The sequence below is a fragment of the Actinophytocola xanthii genome (assembly GCF_001921205.1).
Classification (GTDB): domain Bacteria; phylum Actinomycetota; class Actinomycetes; order Mycobacteriales; family Pseudonocardiaceae; genus Actinophytocola; species Actinophytocola xanthii.
Genome location: NZ_MSIE01000056.1, coordinates 59,989 through 75,411, shown reverse-complemented (window position 1 = coordinate 75,411; position 15,423 = coordinate 59,989). Strand labels below are relative to the sequence as shown.

Annotated in this window: 15 protein-coding genes and 1 pseudogene; 4 read left to right on the top strand and 12 right to left on the bottom strand. The window is 70.9% G+C overall.

Going from position 1 to position 15,423, the window contains the following annotated elements:
- A pseudogene (locus tag BU204_RS27635) lies at positions 1-310 on the bottom strand (hypothetical protein); the annotation flags it as partial.
- 449 nt (positions 311-759) lie between these two features.
- Here BU204_RS27635 and BU204_RS27630 point away from each other — a divergent pair.
- The 4 genes from BU204_RS27630 (at position 760) to BU204_RS27615 (ending at position 4,951) form a co-directional block, all read left to right on the top strand.
- Positions 760-1,545: a DeoR/GlpR family DNA-binding transcription regulator gene (locus BU204_RS27630; RefSeq protein ID WP_075128697.1), complete on the top strand. Its 786-nt coding sequence runs from the start codon at positions 760-762 to the stop codon at positions 1,543-1,545.
- Complete coding sequence (gene galT, locus BU204_RS27625; protein WP_075128683.1) at positions 1,542-2,624, top strand: galactose-1-phosphate uridylyltransferase; 1,083 nt, start codon at positions 1,542-1,544, stop codon at positions 2,622-2,624. The genes BU204_RS27630 and galT overlap by 4 nt, the downstream gene beginning before the upstream one ends.
- Before the next feature lie 165 nt (positions 2,625-2,789).
- Positions 2,790-4,487: a formate--tetrahydrofolate ligase gene (locus tag BU204_RS27620; RefSeq protein WP_075128682.1), complete on the top strand. Its 1,698-nt coding sequence runs from the start codon at positions 2,790-2,792 to the stop codon at positions 4,485-4,487.
- Positions 4,484-4,951, top strand: a complete 468-nt coding sequence (locus BU204_RS27615; RefSeq protein ID WP_075128681.1) for a cyclodeaminase/cyclohydrolase family protein — start codon at positions 4,484-4,486, stop codon at positions 4,949-4,951. The genes BU204_RS27620 and BU204_RS27615 overlap by 4 nt, the downstream gene beginning before the upstream one ends.
- 129 nt (positions 4,952-5,080) lie before the next feature.
- On the opposite strand, the gene BU204_RS27610 is transcribed toward BU204_RS27615, so the two are convergent.
- The 11 genes from BU204_RS27610 to BU204_RS27560 all read right to left on the bottom strand — a co-directional run bounded on the left by BU204_RS27610 (position 5,081) and on the right by BU204_RS27560 (position 15,405).
- The gene (locus BU204_RS27610) at positions 5,081-5,560 is read right to left on the bottom strand and encodes a GyrI-like domain-containing protein (RefSeq protein WP_075128680.1); all 480 of its coding nucleotides are present in this window, start codon (positions 5,558-5,560) and stop codon (positions 5,081-5,083) included.
- Positions 5,561-5,568: 8 nt separating this feature from the next.
- Positions 5,569-6,528 (bottom strand): sigma-70 family RNA polymerase sigma factor, encoded by a 960-nt coding sequence (locus tag BU204_RS27605; RefSeq protein WP_075128679.1) that lies wholly within the window; start codon positions 6,526-6,528, stop codon positions 5,569-5,571.
- 20 nt (positions 6,529-6,548) lie between these two features.
- On the bottom strand, positions 6,549-7,292 hold the full coding sequence (locus BU204_RS27600) for a MerR family transcriptional regulator (protein ID WP_075128678.1): 744 nt from the start codon (positions 7,290-7,292) through the stop codon (positions 6,549-6,551).
- Positions 7,293-7,337: 45 nt separating this feature from the next.
- Positions 7,338-8,150 carry a pentapeptide repeat-containing protein gene (locus tag BU204_RS27595; RefSeq protein WP_143229795.1) on the bottom strand — a complete coding sequence of 271 codons (813 nt, stop codon included), beginning with the start codon at positions 8,148-8,150 and terminating at the stop codon, positions 7,338-7,340.
- Positions 8,151-8,301: 151 nt separating this feature from the next.
- Complete coding sequence (locus BU204_RS27590; protein WP_075128676.1) at positions 8,302-9,375, bottom strand: prolipoprotein diacylglyceryl transferase; 1,074 nt, start codon at positions 9,373-9,375, stop codon at positions 8,302-8,304.
- A 152-nt stretch (positions 9,376-9,527) separates the two neighbouring features.
- Positions 9,528-10,616 (bottom strand): hypothetical protein, encoded by a 1,089-nt coding sequence (locus BU204_RS27585; protein ID WP_143229794.1) that lies wholly within the window; start codon positions 10,614-10,616, stop codon positions 9,528-9,530.
- Positions 10,613-11,386 (bottom strand): NAD-dependent epimerase/dehydratase family protein, encoded by a 774-nt coding sequence (locus tag BU204_RS27580; RefSeq protein WP_075128675.1) that lies wholly within the window; start codon positions 11,384-11,386, stop codon positions 10,613-10,615. Before BU204_RS27580 ends, BU204_RS27585 begins: the two co-directional genes overlap by 4 nt.
- Positions 11,383-12,210, bottom strand: a complete 828-nt coding sequence (locus BU204_RS27575; RefSeq protein WP_075128674.1) for an ABC transporter permease — start codon at positions 12,208-12,210, stop codon at positions 11,383-11,385. Before BU204_RS27575 ends, BU204_RS27580 begins: the two co-directional genes overlap by 4 nt.
- Positions 12,207-13,130 (bottom strand): ABC transporter permease, encoded by a 924-nt coding sequence (locus BU204_RS27570; RefSeq protein ID WP_233160669.1) that lies wholly within the window; start codon positions 13,128-13,130, stop codon positions 12,207-12,209. Before BU204_RS27570 ends, BU204_RS27575 begins: the two co-directional genes overlap by 4 nt.
- On the bottom strand, positions 13,127-14,206 hold the full coding sequence (locus tag BU204_RS27565; protein WP_075128672.1) for an ABC transporter ATP-binding protein: 1,080 nt from the start codon (positions 14,204-14,206) through the stop codon (positions 13,127-13,129). Before BU204_RS27565 ends, BU204_RS27570 begins: the two co-directional genes overlap by 4 nt.
- Entirely contained in the window at positions 14,203-15,405 is a 1,203-nt protein-coding gene (locus BU204_RS27560; RefSeq protein WP_075128671.1) for an extracellular solute-binding protein, read from the bottom strand. The genes BU204_RS27565 and BU204_RS27560 overlap by 4 nt, the downstream gene beginning before the upstream one ends.
- Between the last annotated feature and the right edge of the window lie 18 nt (positions 15,406-15,423).

Here is a 15,423-nt window from a genome sequence, read left to right as displayed (position 1 = left end):
CGTCCGGCCCGCCCTGCAGGTAGCTGTTGATGTTCTCCTGGAACGCGTTGTGCTCGACCGTGTTGATCCTGACCTCGCCGCCGGAGTAACCCTTCATCACCGCGGCGATGGCGTTCTTGGGTACCTCGTCGGACCAGTTCGACCCCAACGTCACGGCGCCACCGCCGCCGCCACCGCCACCACCGCCGTCATCGCTGCCGCAGCCGGCGAGGCCCGCCAGGGCACCCGCGCCGAGCATTCCCTTCAACAGCGTGCGCCGTCGGACCGCCATGGCGGGGACGCCGCCGACGCCGAAAGAACGAGGGCTCATCATTGCGCGCCTCCCGAGGCCGGAACTCGAACAGTTGTGAACGCGACCTTTCAGAATCGAAACCCTGGCTAACGGCGGCGCGGCCTGTCAAGGGGGCGGGGGCGAACCGTTGTCCAGATCGTGACACCCGGATGAACTCCCGCCGGTCCACGCCGGCGAGCGCGGCGCCGAGGTAACGGCCCGCAGCCGCGATCTCGCAGCGAGCGACCGACCGCCCAGCCAGTCCCTCGCTCTCGTGAACGGTTCAGTATGCTCCGGGTGGAGCTTGGCTCAGGGTGATCACCGCTCACCCCGGGGCCGGCCGATGCGATGGACGGCGTCTCGTGCGCTGTCCATCGCTTTCGGTTTTCTGGTCCGGTCCACCACTCGTGCGATGTTCGATTGCGTTAATTTATGGTTGAATGACGATCGGATTCGGGAGCACTGCGGGGGCTGGGTTGGGAGAGGCGATGCTGGCAGCGGAGAGGCAGGCCCGGATCGTCGAGGAGATCCACAGACGCGGCGCGGTGCGGGTCATCGAGTTCGCCCAGATGCTCGGCGTCTCCGACATGACGATCCGCCGCGACCTGGACTCGCTGGCCCAGCAGGGTCTGCTGGACAAGGTGCACGGCGGCGCGACCCGGCGCTCGGCCTCCACCGAGGAGCCGGGGTTCGAGGCGAAGTCGCTGCGCCAGCAGCCGGAGAAGGAGGCCATCGCGAAGGCCGCCGCCGAGCTGGTCTCCCCGGGAACGGCCGTCGGGCTCTCCGCGGGCACCACCACCTGGGCACTCGCGCACGTCCTGCGACAGGTCGAGGGCCTGACGATCGTCACGAACTCGATGCGCATCGCCGACGTGCTGCACGCGCGTCCCTCGGCCGACCAGAACGTGGTCGTGGTGGGGGGTGTGCGTACCCCCTCCGACGCCCTGGTCGGGCCGATCGCGGTGTCCGCCCTCGCCCAGCTGCACCTGGACATCGTCTTCCTCGGGGTGCACGGGATGGCCGAGACCGCCGGCTACACCACGCCGAACCTGCTGGAGGCCGACACCGACCGCGCGCTGGTGGCCGCGGGTCGGCGGTTGGTCGTGCTGGCCGACCACACGAAGTGGGGCACGATCGGTCTGTCCACGATCGCGAGGCTCGGCGACGCGGACGTGGTGGTGAGCGACGAGGGCCTGCCGCACGAGGCGAGATCCGTCCTCGCCGAGCACGTCGAGGACCTGCGACTGGTTCCCGCCGAGGCGGCCGCCTCGTGAAGCGGACTGTCGCAACGCTCGCGGACGGCCGCGAGATCATCTACTTCGACCACCCCGGCGCACCCGACCGGGTCACCCCGGACCCGCGAGCGCTCGACCCGGTGTCGACGGCCTCGCAGATCCGCCACGACCCGGTGCTCGACGAGTGGGTGATCGTCGCGTCGCACCGGCAGAACCGGACCTTCCTCCCTCCCGCCGACCAGTGTCCATTGTGTCCGTCCCGAGGAGACCGACACACCGAGATCCCTTCGCCCGACTACGACGTCGTGGTGTTCGAGAACCGGTTCCCGAGCCTGTCGACGCATGCGGCCGGCGGCGAGGTGCCCGGCCTCCCGGAGCTGGTCGAGTCGGCCCCGGGCCTCGGCCGGTGCGAGGTGGTCTGCTTCACCAGCGACCACAGCGCAGCGTTCGCGACCCTGTCCCCGGCCCACGCCCGGCTCGTGGTCGACGCCTGGGCCGACCGGACGACCGAGCTCGCGGCGCTGCCCGGCGTGGCCCAGGTGTTCTGCTTCGAGAACCGGGGCGCCGCGATCGGCGTGACGCTGTCCCACCCGCACGGCCAGATCTACGCCTACCCGTTCGTCCCGCCGAAGACCCGGCAGATGCTGGCCAACGCGGCCACCCACGCCGAACGCACCGGCCGCAACCTGTTCGCCGACGTCCTCGCGGGCGAACGGGAGACCGGCGCGCGGGTCGTCACCGCCACCGAGCACTGGACTGCCTTCGTCCCGGCCGCCGCCCGGTGGCCGGTGGAGGTCCACCTGTACCCGCACCGCCGGGTGCCCGACATCCCCGCGCTGTCCGACGCGGAGCGCGACGACTTCACCCACGTCTACCTGGACGTCCTGCGCCGCCTCGACGCGCTGTACGACCAGCCGCTCCCCTACGTCTCCGCCTGGCACCAGGCCCCCACGGGTCCGGGGCGCGAGCACGCCTACCTGCACCTGCAGGTCACCTCGATCCAGCGGTCGGCCGACAAGCTGAAGTACCTGGCCGGCTCGGAGGCCGCGATGGGCGCCTTCATCACCGACGTCCTCCCGGAGGACGTGGCGAGCCGCCTGCGCGACATCGGCAGCTGACCCGAACACACCCCGCACCACCGGGTGTCGCTCGTCTTCCGGTCGACGCGGGCGGCGAGGAGGTCGACCCGCTGGTCGTGGCGGCCCTCGAGCGGCTCCCGGCGGGCACCGCGAGGTGAGGTACCGTCGGCGACGCCCTGCCGCCCACCCCGCGAAGGAGCCCAGATGGCCTTCCCGTCCGACCTGGAGATCGCCCGCGGGGCCAAGCTCCGGCCCATCGAGGAGATCGCCGCGGACATGGGGCTCCCCTCCGGGCTGCTCGAACCGTACGGCCGGGACGTGATGAAGATCGACCTCGCCGCGGTCGACGAGCTGGCCGACGCCCCGAAGGCGAAGTACGTCCTGGTGAGCGCGATCACCCCGACGCCGCTCGGCGAGGGCAAGACGACCACCACGGTCGGCCTCGGCCAGGGCTTCAAGCACCTGGGCAAGCGGGCGACGATCGCCATCCGCCAGCCCTCGATGGGGCCGACGCTGGGCATCAAGGGTGGCGCGGCCGGCGGCGGGTACAGCCAGGTCGTCCCGATGGAGCTGCTCAACCTGCACCTCACCGGCGACATGCACGCGGTGACGGCCGCGCACAACCTGCTCGCCGCGATGCTCGACAACCACCTGTACCAGGGCAACGCGCTCGGTCTGGACCTGAGCGCCGTGACCTGGCGCCGGGTGCTGGACATGAACGACCGCGCGCTGCGCAACGTCGTGGTCGGCCTCGGCGGCCGGGCCGACGGCGTGACCAGGCAGACCGGCTTCGACATCACCGCGGCGTCCGAGGTGATGGCCGCGCTCGCGCTGACCACCGGTATCGAGGACCTGCGGGCCCGGCTGGGCCGGATCGTCGTCGGCTACACCCACGAGGGTGAGCCGGTCACCGCCGAGCAGCTCGACGCGGCTGGCGCGATGACCGTGCTGCTGCGCGAAGCGATCAAGCCGAACCTCATGCAGACGCTGGAGAACACGCCGGTTCTGGTCCACTGCGGACCGTTCGGCAACATCGCCACCGGCAACTCCTCGGTCGTCGCCGACCTGATCGGGATCCGCTGCGGCGACTACCTGGTCACCGAGGCCGGCTTCGGCGCGGACATGGGAGCCGAGCGGTTCTTCAACATCAAGTGCCGGGTCTCCGGCCAGGCACCGGACGCCGCGGTCCTGGTCGCCACCGTCCGCGCGCTCAAGGCGCACTCCGGCAAGTTCCGCGTCGTCGCCGGGCGGCCGCTGCCCGAGGACATGCTGGCCGAGAACCCCGACGACGTGCACGCCGGCGCCGCGAACCTGCGCAAGCAGATCGAGAACATCCGGATGCACGGCGTGTCCCCGGTGGTCGCGATCAACGCCTTCCCCACCGACCACCCCTCCGAGCACGCCGCGATCCGCGAGATCGCCGAGTCGATGGGGGCGAGGGTGGCGGTGAGCACCCACTTCACCGAGGGCGGCACCGGCGCGACCGAGCTGGCCGAGGCCGTCGCCGAGGCTGCCGCGGAGCCGAGCGAGTTCCAGCTGCTCTACCCCTCCTCGGCACCGCTGCGGGAGAAGATCGAGACGATTGCCACGCGGGTGTACGGCGCGGACGGCGTCTCCTACAGCCGGGAGGCGAGCCGGCAGCTGGAGACCTACGAGCGCAACGGTTTCGGGGACCTGCCGGTGTGCATGGCCAAGACCCACCTGTCGATCTCCTCGGACCCGACGCTGCTCGGCGCGCCGACCGGCTGGACGCTGCCGGTGCGTGAGGTCCGGGCCTCGGTCGGCGCCGGCTTCGTCTACCCGGTCTGCGGGGACATGCGCACGATGCCCGGGCTCGGCGCTTCCCCGGCCGCGACCCGCATCGACCTGGACGACGACGGCGAGATCGTCGGCCTGTCGTGACGCTGCTGCACCTGTCGGTCGGGGGCCTGTTCGAACGGGTCGCCGCCCGGACCCCCGCACCCGGCGGAGGCGCGGTGGCCGCGCTCACCGCCGCCTCGGCCGCCGCGCTCGTCGCCATGGCCGCCCGGTTCAGCGACGAGTCGGCGGCCCGGGCGGAGGAGCTACGCGCCCATCTCGAGCCACTCGCCGACGCCGACGCGGCTGCCTACACGGCCGTCCTCGCCGCCAGACGGCTGCCCGCCGACGACCCCACCCGCGCCCGCCGGGTGGCCGAGGCACTCGCCGAGGCGACGGAGGTACCCCGGCGGGTGGCCTCGGCCGCGGCCGAGGTGGCTGCCCTGGCCGCCCACCTCGTCGAGACCGGCAACCCGAACCTGGTCGGCGACGCCCGCGTGGCCCAACTCCTGGCCGAGGCCGCCGCCAAGGCCGCAACAGCGCTGGTGGACATCAACGAGGGTGGTTGATCTCCACCAGCCCCCGGCCCTGCATCCAACAGCTACCTCAGGGGACCGTGACGACACCCAGCCACCAACCACCCCGGTACAGCACCGGTGCCGGGTCGCAACCCAAACTTTTGATTCCGGGGAGGCGGGCTAGCGCGGGGTGACCAGGTAGGCGAGTTCGGTTTCCCACTCTGTGGGGTCGGGCTGGAGTTCGGGGTCGGTGCGGTAGTACTCGAACACGCCGGCCCACCGCTCGCCGTCGCGGGCCGCGGGCGAGCCCTGCTGCTCGGCCCAGGCCAGCAGGTCGCGGTGGGTCTCCGCGATGCCGTCCGGGTGGCCGTGGTGCACGTGGACCGCGTAGCGGCCGGGCGGGGCGGCGCCGGCCAGCACCCGGCCGTCGCCGTCCACCGGCGCGCCGACCGGGACGCCGACCTCCACCTCGAACTCCTCGTCCAGGCCGCCGATCACCCGGTACCGGTAGAACAGCGGTCCGGCCGGGGGGATCCCGCGGTCGGCCAGCCAGGCGAAGACCTCCGGGACCAGGGCGTTGACCGACCCCCACTCCCGGAGGGTGGCCCGGATCGGGATGGCGGCATACGGCTGGGTCGCGCGCTCGACGAACTCACTCATACCCCTGTCTACGGAGCGGGCGGCGGAAAGTCATCGCCACCGGCCGGCAAGCCGTACCAGGGGAAGGTGTGGGCGAGGTCGAGGTGGGTGGTGACCGAGGTGATCCCGGCCCGGCGCACCTCCAGCACGACCAGCGCGAACGGCTCGTAGGTCGTGCCGGTCCAGCGGTACTGGCCGAACGCGGGCGAGCCGCTGGCAGCCGCCGGCAGCAGGCGGGCGTCGCGGCAGGTCCCGTCGGCGTTGGCGAGCGCGGCGGCGATGTCGTCGCGGCCCCGCGACCACCAGGCGAACGGCGGCATCGACATCGTCGCGTCCTCGGTCAGCAGCCCGACCAGCGCCGCAACGTCGTAGCGCTCGAAGGCGTCGACGTAGCGGGTGAGCAGGTCGCGGTGCTCCGGGCCGATCGGCTCGGCCGGGGCCGGGCGACGCGCTGCCAGGGTCGACCGCGCTCGCTGCAGGGAGCTGTGGACCGAGGTCACGGTGGTGTCGAACAGCCGCGCCACCTCCGCCGCCCGCCAGCCCAGCACGTCCCGGAGGATCAGCACGGCGCGCTGGCGGGGTGGCAGGTGTTGCAGCGCGGCGACGAAGGCGAGCCGGATGCTCTCCCGTTGGACCGCGGCCTCGGCCGGGTCGCCGTCGAGCACCCGGTGGTCGGGCACCGGCTGCACCCACACGCCCTGGGGCAGGGGGGTGCCGAGGTCCGCGCCCGGCCCGGTGGCCGGCCCCAGGTCCATGGCCGTGGCCCGCCGCTGGGCGCTGCGCAGCATGTCCACGCAGACGTTGGTGGCGATGGCGTAGAGCCAGGCCCGCTCCGAGCCCCTGGCCGGGTCGTAGCTCGCCCGCCACGCCCGCAGCAGGGTCTCCTGCACGGCGTCCTCGGCCTCGAAGCCCGAGCCGAGCATCCGGTAGCAGTAGCCGGTCAGCTCCACCCGGTAGGTGTCCAGCCCTTCGGCCGTACCAGCGGTCATACCCGGAGGATAAGCACAGGTCAACGCACCTGCCGCGCCCGGCCCAGGAGTTCGACGAGGGCGCGCGGCTCGTCGGGTGACCAGGGCAGCCGGCCGGCCAGCTCGGTGGCGTTGTCCGTCCACATCGCACGCGCGGCGCCGGTCAGCCCCTCGTCGGCGCCGTGGAACCGAGTGCCGATCTCGTCCCACCGGCGCACCAGTGCGCGGACCCGGACGTCCTCCGGCCGGGGGTCCTCGCGCAGCAGCGCGATCCCCTCGGCGACCAAGGACGCCCACTCGCGCTTGGCGGCCTCGACCGCCTCCGGCCCGAGCGCCGCGCGCCGCGCGGCCAGGTCGTCCCGCTGCTGCTGGGAGAAGTAGCTCTCGAACACCGACATCATCTCCAGGATCGTCAGGAGGTCATCGGGACCGGGGTCGGCGTCCTCGAGGCGCCCGAGCAGCTCCCGCACCCGCTCGGCCAGCCGACCGACCCGCTCCGCGTGCGCCTCCAGCGCGGCCAGCTGGGCCAGCAGGACTTCCCGCAGGTCGCCGCCCGCATCGTCGAGCACCGCGGCCACCTCGTCGAGCGAGAGCCCGAGCCCGCGCAGTGCCCGGACCCGGTACAACCGGTGCAGGTCACGCTCGGTGTAGCGCCGGTGCCCGGCCGACGTGCGGTCGCCGGGCCGGAGCAGCCCGATCTCGTCGTAGTGCTGCAGGGCGCGCACGGTCACCCCGCTGGCCGCCGCCAACTCCCCGATGCTCCACCGCCGCCCGTTCCCACTCACACCCCCGACGCTAGAACCTGCCGCGACGTCCGGTGCAACCCAGGATCAGTGAACGAACCTGGCGAGTTCCACGGGCACGCCTCGGGCGAACGTGACCTTCTCGATGCTCACCGTGCCGCGGAACTTCGTGGAGTCGAAAACGGCGTTGCCGTTGAAACCCGCGGACTCGAACATGCCGCTGCCGCTGATCAGCGCCGAGTTGAACGCCGCGTCCCCTTCGAACAGCGCGGTGCCGAAGAAGGCGTGGCTCTCGAACCTGGTGTACCGAAAGAACGCATCGGCCGTGAAGCGAGCGGACTGGAACGACGCCTGCTCGACGAAAGTCGTCGAGTCGAAGAGCGCCGTGCCGACGAACCTCGCGGACTGGAACTTCCCGAGGTGAACCCGGCAACCGGTGAGATCGAAATCGAGCAGCTCCGCCCCCGTCAGGTCGATCTCCATACCCGGCCAGAACTTGTCGTCCTGGCCACGACGGAGATGGTCACGAAGAACTCGCTGCGCGGCCAGCCGCACCTCCCGCTCCTGGTTCTGACCGGGCTCGACATAGGGCATACGCAGATACGCGCACAGAACGTTGACAATCGTCTGCCGCTGGGCACGGTTGTCCTGCGCCAGTCGCTCCAGCGCGTACAGGCCCCCGAGGCGGACCGGAGCCTTGTCCGAGCCAAGCTGTTCGACGCCCTTGGTGTACAGCTCGGTGATGCGACGTTCGGTGGCGTCGGCCCTGTTGTCGTGGGCGACACGTTCCTGCTGGGCCAGCATTCGCTCACGGTTGTCGAGGTCGGCCTCGGTCGACTGCTGGCGGCGCCACGCGAGATACAACGCGAACACCCCGCCGCCACCCACGCCGATGCTCAACCCGATTCTCAGGGCGTCGAACCGGGCCGCGACCAGGCGGTCGCCGTCGAGGCCTTTCGTACCCGCCCACCACAGAACGGTCGCCACCCCACCGGCGAGCACAGCCACCACCACGGTGATCGTGGCTATTCTGCGCCGGGAGACCAACGCGTCAGTACCACGTGATCCCATAGAAAATGAGTCGCCCTCCATTCGCCTGGGCGTCCGGCACAACTCTCACTTCGATCGAGGCGTATCGCTCCATTCGACTGAGACCGCAGAGCTGACTTCCGACATGGAGTTCGCTGAAAGCGATCCGGTCCCGCCAACCCGTCGCCTGGGCACATCGAGAGCGGTTGGCCAGCGGCGTATCCGGGATTACCGCAATCTTCGCGCCGAGGTTGGTGAACAGCTCATTGGAGCTGATCTGAAGCTCACCCGGCGTTGAGGCGTCCTGGCGCCAGTACTCGATGTCGACCCAGTTCCTGCCCTGCTCCTGAGTCAGCTCGACGACGCGCTTTTCCTGCACGCCATCATGCCGGCCGGGATCTTCGTCGACCAGCACCCCTGGGGAGTTCGGATCGGAGGTGGCGGCGCCTGGATCGTCTTCTGGGGGAGCATGCGTTGGCACGGTATCGGCACTGGGCGGGATCTCGGATGGTTGGCCGCTCGAACCGCCCTTCGGCGAGATCTTCGTGGTGGGTGACGCGGTCGCCGAGGTGGGCCTCTGACTCGAACTCTCCGCAGTAGGAGCCGTGCTCGAGGAGGAGGGACGCGCCTCCTCCCGCTTCCCCGTGGCATCTCCCAGAGACATCGCGGTCAGGGTGGCGACGACACACAGCACAACCACGGAGGCCGATACCAGCATCATGCGGCGCGTGCGGACAGATCTCTTCGGCCGCTCCTCGGTATCGGCGTCCGCAGGACAGTGGACCGACGGTGTCCTGCCGCCGTCGGCAACCGAGTCCGTGGTGGCTTCGCCGGCTTCCCGCAACGACTTGTCGATCGTCTCCCATTTCGCACGCCAGTCACCGACCTCACCACCGCACGTGGTCACGTACGCGTGGACAGTCGCCCACTCGGGCCACGTCTCACCTCCGGCAGCCGCCTTGAGTTTCTCGTGTGGGCATCCGGACTTCTTCTCCATGTCCGGGTAGGTCAGCTCGCCGCGGAGAGCGGCGAGCTCGGAGGCGAAATCCCTTATCTTCGCCTTTATGATCTCGGCACTCTGTTCTGGTTCGATCATGAAGTCTCCCCTCGCCGGTATGGCGGAGGGATTGTGCCAAAAGATCGTTCCCGTGCGTCAGCGACCCTCGTTTACATAGATCGCAATCTCTGCCACCCCAAACAACCTGTGGGTTTCTTTGATTTCACGATTTTCTTTTCTTTCTCGCGCCGTTACGCGAAGACGCGGAACAGCTCCTGACGCCAGCTCGGCGCCAGGCCCAGGTGGTACAGGGCGGCGTCGACGGCACCCGCCTCGCGGAGGCGGCGCCAGTGGTCGGGCAGGGCGGTTGGCTCGGTGGCGCCCAGGACGGTCACGTACGCCTGTACCGGGCGGCCGGTGCGGGCGGCGTGGACGACCAGGTCGGCGGTGGCCGGGTCGGTCGGCCAGGCCGGCACGAGGAGCGCTTCCACGTCGTTGGCCGCGGTGGGGGTGAGGCCGGGGGCGGCGCCGGTCTCCCACGGGTCCGGATGCGCGTGCAGGGTGACGGGCACCTCGAGGCCGGCGAGCACCTCGGCCCGCAGCGCGTCGGTGGCGGCGTGGCGGGCGGCCAGGAGCTCGGTGGCGAAGGGGACCTGGCCCGGGCGCGCGCGGGCCTCCTCGGCCACCGCGGTGCGCAGGGTGGCGACCACCTCGGCCGGGTCGAGGCCGCGGTCGGTCCACTCGCGTCGACACGCCGGGCAGCAGCAGACCGACAGCCACCGGGCCGCGGCCGGGGAGAACGCGCCGTCGGTTTTCTCGTGGTGGGAGAGGTGGGTCACGCCGAGCTGGCCGCACGCCTCGAGGGAGACCTCGTCGGCGCCGGCGGCGGCTTCGGCGGCGAGGGTCGCCGCGTACTCGCGGACCTCGGCCGACGACGGGCACAGGGCGTACGGGTAGCGCTCGCCGAAGCAGTTGACCACGGCCACGTCAGGGAACTCGGTGCCCAGCCGCGTGTTGTGGGTGAGCACCACCCAGGCCGACACCCGCAGGCCGGCCTCGCGCAGCTCGGCCGCTGCGACGCCGAAGGAGTCCTCGATGGACACCCAGTCCGGGGCGAGCGGGCGCAGGCGGCGCCCACCCCACACCGACTCGCGGACCGGGCGGTAGAGCGCCGCGTACCGGGCGTGCACCAGCTGGTGCGCGTGGTGCAGCGGGGTGGCGGCCCTGGTCGAGTGGTACGCGGCGGCCAGCGCCACTGTGGACACCCCGGTGGCCAGCGCTCGGTCGGTGAACCCGGGGTCGCCGAGCACGTCCCACGGGTAGGCGTGGCCGGTGGTCACCGGGCCTCCTTCACGGCGCAGAAGCTCCCGCCGACGTAGGTCCGGTCGAGCTCGCCGGCCGGGGAGACCTCGTCGGCGTAGCGCTCGGCGTCGTCGCGTGGCTCGTAGCCCAGTGCTCTGGCCTCGGCCAGGGAGAACCGCGCCCGGGTGTTCGCCGAGATCCCCCACACGACGCGGAAGCCCGGGGACGGGGCGGACAGCGAGGCCTCGACCAGCCGGGCGCAGTCGTCGGGCGAGAGCCAGGTCGCGAGGGACCGCTCGGTGGGCGGCCGCGGCGTGCAGGTCCCGATCCGCAGGCACACCACGTCCATCCCGTGGCGGTCGTGGTAGAGGCTGCCCAGCGCCTCGCCGGTCACCTTGCTCACCCCGTAGAAGGTGTCCGGGCGCGGGAACGCGTAGTCCGGCGCCTCCTCCCCCGCCGGCCGGAACCCCACGGCGTGGTTGCTGCTCGCGAAGACCACCCGGGTCACGCCGGCGAGCCGGGCGGCCTCCAGCACCGTGAAGGTGCCGTCGATGTTGTGGCTGAGGATCTCCGGCCAGGGCGCCTCGCCGCTCCGCCCAGCAAGGTGGACCACGGCGTCGGCACCCTCGCAGGCCGCCCGCACGACCTCCAGGTCGGACACCGAGCCGGTCACCACCTCCTCGCCGGAGGAGGGCTCGAGCGGGGCCACGTCCAGCAGCCGCAGCGTCCGGTCGGGGCGGGCGAGCCGGGGCCGGAGCATCGAGCCGATCTTGCCGGCGGCGCCGGTGACGAGGATCCGCTGGGTCATGGTGCTGGCTCCTTCAGCCGGGTGACGAGCTGGGTCGGGTTCACGAACCGCAACGCGATCACCAGTAGTACCAGCATCGACCCGGTGTAGATCACCGCCACGGCGTCCACGGCCTGCTGTGCCCGGATGCCCGCGGAGAACATCGACTCGTAGAGCGACACAACGAGCGTCTGGCTGCCCGGTCCGGCGGTCAGGAAGGTCAGCTCGAACATGCCGACCGTACGCACGAGCACCAGGATCGAGGCGGCGAGGATCCCCGGCACCAGCAGCGGAGCGAGCACGCGGGTGAACACCGAGAGCGTCCGGGCGCCACACATCCGCGCGGCCGCCTCGATCCGCGGGTCGATCTGCTCGATGAACGGCGTCATCGTCAGCACCACGAACGGCACGGACGGGACCAGGTTCGCCACGATCACCCCGGCGACGCTGCCCGCGAGATCGAACTTGTAGAGCACTGTCGCCAGCGGGATGCCGTAGGTCATCGGCGGCAGCAGGATCGGCAGCAGGAACAGCACCGTCACCAGCCGCTTGCCGGGAAAGTTCCGTCTGGCCAGGGCGTAGGCGGTGGGCACTCCGATCAGGACGGACAGGGCCACCACGGCGAGGGCGACCTGGCCGGTCACCACCAGCACGTCGAGCAGGCCCAGGTCCTGCCAGGCCGAGGCGTAATAGTCCGTGGTGAGCCCGTTCGGCCACCAGGTGCCGAACCACTGGACCGAGAACGAGTTGACCACCACCGCCAGGACCAGCCCGAACAGGTTGACCAGGAAGAAGGCCACCGCGCCCCAGACCAGCCAGGCGCCGGGGCTGCCCACGAGCCTCATCCCTTGCCTCCCGTCGCGCCGCGGTACATCGTGGACCGCCAGACCAGCACCAGCCCGACGACGACCAGCATGACCAGCGCCATGACCATCGCGATGGCCGAGCCGAGCGGGTAGTCGGTGTCCCGGAACGCCGACTCGTAGGCGACGATCGAGATCACCCGGGTCTCCCCCTGCGGCAGGCCGACCAGGTACGCCGAGGGGAACACCGAGAACGCGAGTACGAACGTCAGGCAGAACGTGATCGCGAGTCCCGGCGCGAGCAGTGGGAAGGTGATGTGGCGGAACCGGCGCCGCCGGTCTGCACCCAGCGTCGCGGCGGCCTGCTCCAGTGTCGGGTCGATCCCGGACAGGTAGGACAGGGTGAGCAGGAACGCGAACGGGAACCCGGTGATGATCAGCGAGAACAGCACACCCCAGTAGTTGTTCACCAGCCGCACCGGCTCGTCGGTGAGGCCGATGCCGATCAGGATCTTGTTGAACCAGCCGGCCGGCCCCAGGTAGGAGATCAGCCCCTGGGCGGTGAGCACGGTGCCGAGTGTGATCGGGACGACCAGGATCGTGGTCAGCACCCGCTTGCCGCGGAACGCGCCACGCATGCGGTAGGCGATCGGGATCGAGGCCAGCACGTTGAACAGCGCCGCCGGGACGGCCAGCCGCAGGGTGATCCAGATCGTGTCCCGCAGGTAGGGGTCGCCGAAGAACCGTTCGTAGTTCGCGAACGGCCCGCCCCCCTCCTCGGGCTGGAAGGAGAGCTGGAGCCCGTAGAGCACCGGGTAGGCGAACAGGACCACGACGAACACCACGCCGGGTACCAGCAGCAGCAGCACGCGGTCGATCCCGCGCTCGGCGAGGCGATGCGCGATCCCCGGCGGGCGTTCCCCCGGCGGGGACACCGGCGGGGCTGTCGTCGGCGCGGTCACGAGTGCTCCCCGAACACCAGTAGCCGCTCGGGCGGCAGGTGGAACAGCACCGAGTCCCCCGGCGCGAGCCGGCTGCGGGTGCGCACGTGCAGCGGCACCCCGCCGGGCAGACGCGCCTGCACCGCCTGCTCGCGGCCGTGGTACTCAACGATCTCCACCTGCCCCCGCAGGGTGTTCTCGCCCTCCCGGTCGGCGACCGACACGTCGGAGGGACGGATCGCCGCCACCGCGGAGTTCTCCGTGATGCGGTCCCGGCTGATTCCGCGCAGGGTCACCTCGCCCACGTCCACGGCCACGAGGTCGCCGTCCACCTCGGACACCGTGGCCGGGATCATGTTCCGGTACCCCATGAACCCGGCCACGTAGCGGTTGGCCGGATGGGCATAGACCTGCTCCGGCGACCCGACCTGCTGGACCACCCCGTCCCGCAGCACCACCAGTCGGTCGGCGAGGGCCAGCGCCTCCTCCTGGTCGTGGGTCACGTAGACCGTGGTGAGGCCGAGCGACTGGTGCAGCCGCCGGATCTCGTTGCGCATCTCCAGACGGAGCGAGGCGTCCAGGTTGGACAGTGGCTCGTCCATCAGTACCAGCCACGGTTCCAGCACGATCGCCCGCGCGATCGCCACCCGCTGCTGCTGCCCGCCGGAGAGCTGCGCCGGGAACTTGTCGGCATGCTCGGTGAGCTGTACCAGCCGCAACACCTCGTCCACTCGCCGGATCCGCTCCGCCCGGGCGACACCGCGCATGGCGAGTCCGAACGCGACGTTGCGGCGAACCGACATGTGCGGGAAGAGCGCGTAGTTCTGGAACACCATCCCGAACCCGCGCTTCTCCGGGGGCAGCGTGTCGATCCGCCTGCCGTCCATCAGGATCTGGCCGCCGGAGAGGGGGAGCAGCCCGGCGAGGCAGTTGAGTGCCGTGGACTTGCCACAGCCGGACGGGCCGAGCAGAGCGACGAACTCGCCGCCCTTGATCGTCAGCTCGAGGTCGCGCAGCGCCACGTGCTCGCCGAACGCACGACGCACCCGGTCCAGCCGCAGCTCGGCAAAGGCGCCGCCCTCCGTGCTCACGCTCATCCGGTCTTCCCGCTGCCGATCTCGCGGTCCCAGCGTTGGAACGCGGCGACCTGCTGCTCGGCCGGCAGCGAGATCTCCTGCGGGTGCTCGGCGATCAGCTGCTCGTACTCCGGGCGCCCGAACCGCTCGATGGCCTCCTGGGACTCGGCCGGGGCCATGTCCAGGGTGACGTCCCTGACCGCCGGACCGGGGTAGAAGTACCCGTTGTCGTAGGCCTTGGCCTGCTGCTCGGGCTGGAGCATCCACTGGACCAGCGCCAGGTTCGCCGACAGCACGTCCTCGCTGACCCCACGCGGAACCACCGCGTAGTGCGCGTCGGTGACCCAGTGGAAGCCCTCCAACGTGGTCACCTCCATCTTGGCCGGCACCGTGCCGAGCACTCGCGGGTTGATGTCCCAGCCCGTGGTCGTGGCGACGATGTTCACTGTCCCGTTGGCCAGGTTCTTCATCGTGTCGGTCGTGCCCTTGGGGTAGTAGTCGACGTACTTGCCCAGCTCGGCCAGGTACTCCCAGGTCCTGTCCCAGCCCTGCTCCGGGTCCTTCGGGTCCTCGTCGCCGAGGATGTAGGGCAGCCCCATGAGGAAGGTGCGGCCGGGTCCGGAGTTCGCGGGCTGCGCGTACTGGAACTTCCCGGGGTGGGCCTTCGCCCAGTCCAGCAGCTCCTGTGCGGTGCCCGGCGGGTCGGGCACCTTGTCCGGGTCGTACTCGAGCAGCGGGCCGGAGGGGTAGAACGTGACAGTGATCCCCTGCCCCTGCGCCAGCTCGTGCATGTCGGCAGCCGCCGGCAGGTAGTTCTCCTCCAGGTCCGGGAAGCGGGACTCGAACTCGGGCAGCAGCTCGAGCACCAGCTCCTGCTCGATCACCGAGGCGAGACCGTCGGTACCGGTGAGCACGAGGTGGGTCTGGGAGGTGCCACCGCGCTGCTCGGCCTGGAGCTTGCCGGGCATCTCCGGCGCCGTCGCCTTGGTGTAGTTGACCTTGCTCACGATGTCCGGGTGGTGGTGGACGAACTCGTCGATCATCCCCTGGGTCAGCTGGAGGTTGCCGGCCACGTCCAGGATGTTCAGCTCGACCGGCTCGGACGGCTTGTCCGGTACCGAGCTCGGTGCGTCGCTCGGCGTGTTCTCCTCCGGCGCGCCACAGGCGGCCAGCACGACCAGCGCGGCGAGCACGGCCGGGACCAGTGTTTTCCTGCGCATCGCTCTCCTTCCGAGGTG

What these genes read in the sequence shown, in the direction of transcription:
- BU204_RS27630 (WP_075128697.1), top strand. Translation starts at nt 760, where the DNA reads ATGCTGGCAGCGGAGAGGCAGGCCCGGATCGTCGAGGAGATCCACAGA.
- BU204_RS27620 (WP_075128682.1), top strand. Translation starts at nt 2,790, where the DNA reads ATGGCCTTCCCGTCCGACCTGGAGATCGCCCGCGGGGCCAAGCTCCGG.
- BU204_RS27610 (WP_075128680.1), bottom strand. Translation starts at nt 5,560, where the DNA reads ATGAGTGAGTTCGTCGAGCGCGCGACCCAGCCGTATGCCGCCATCCCG.
- BU204_RS27605 (WP_075128679.1), bottom strand. Translation starts at nt 6,528, where the DNA reads ATGACCGCTGGTACGGCCGAAGGGCTGGACACCTACCGGGTGGAGCTG.
- BU204_RS27590 (WP_075128676.1), bottom strand. Translation starts at nt 9,375, where the DNA reads ATGATCGAACCAGAACAGAGTGCCGAGATCATAAAGGCGAAGATAAGG.
- BU204_RS27580 (WP_075128675.1), bottom strand. Translation starts at nt 11,386, where the DNA reads ATGACCCAGCGGATCCTCGTCACCGGCGCCGCCGGCAAGATCGGCTCG.
- BU204_RS27575 (WP_075128674.1), bottom strand. Translation starts at nt 12,210, where the DNA reads ATGAGGCTCGTGGGCAGCCCCGGCGCCTGGCTGGTCTGGGGCGCGGTG.
- BU204_RS27565 (WP_075128672.1), bottom strand. Translation starts at nt 14,206, where the DNA reads ATGAGCGTGAGCACGGAGGGCGGCGCCTTTGCCGAGCTGCGGCTGGAC.
- BU204_RS27560 (WP_075128671.1), bottom strand. Translation starts at nt 15,405, where the DNA reads ATGCGCAGGAAAACACTGGTCCCGGCCGTGCTCGCCGCGCTGGTCGTG.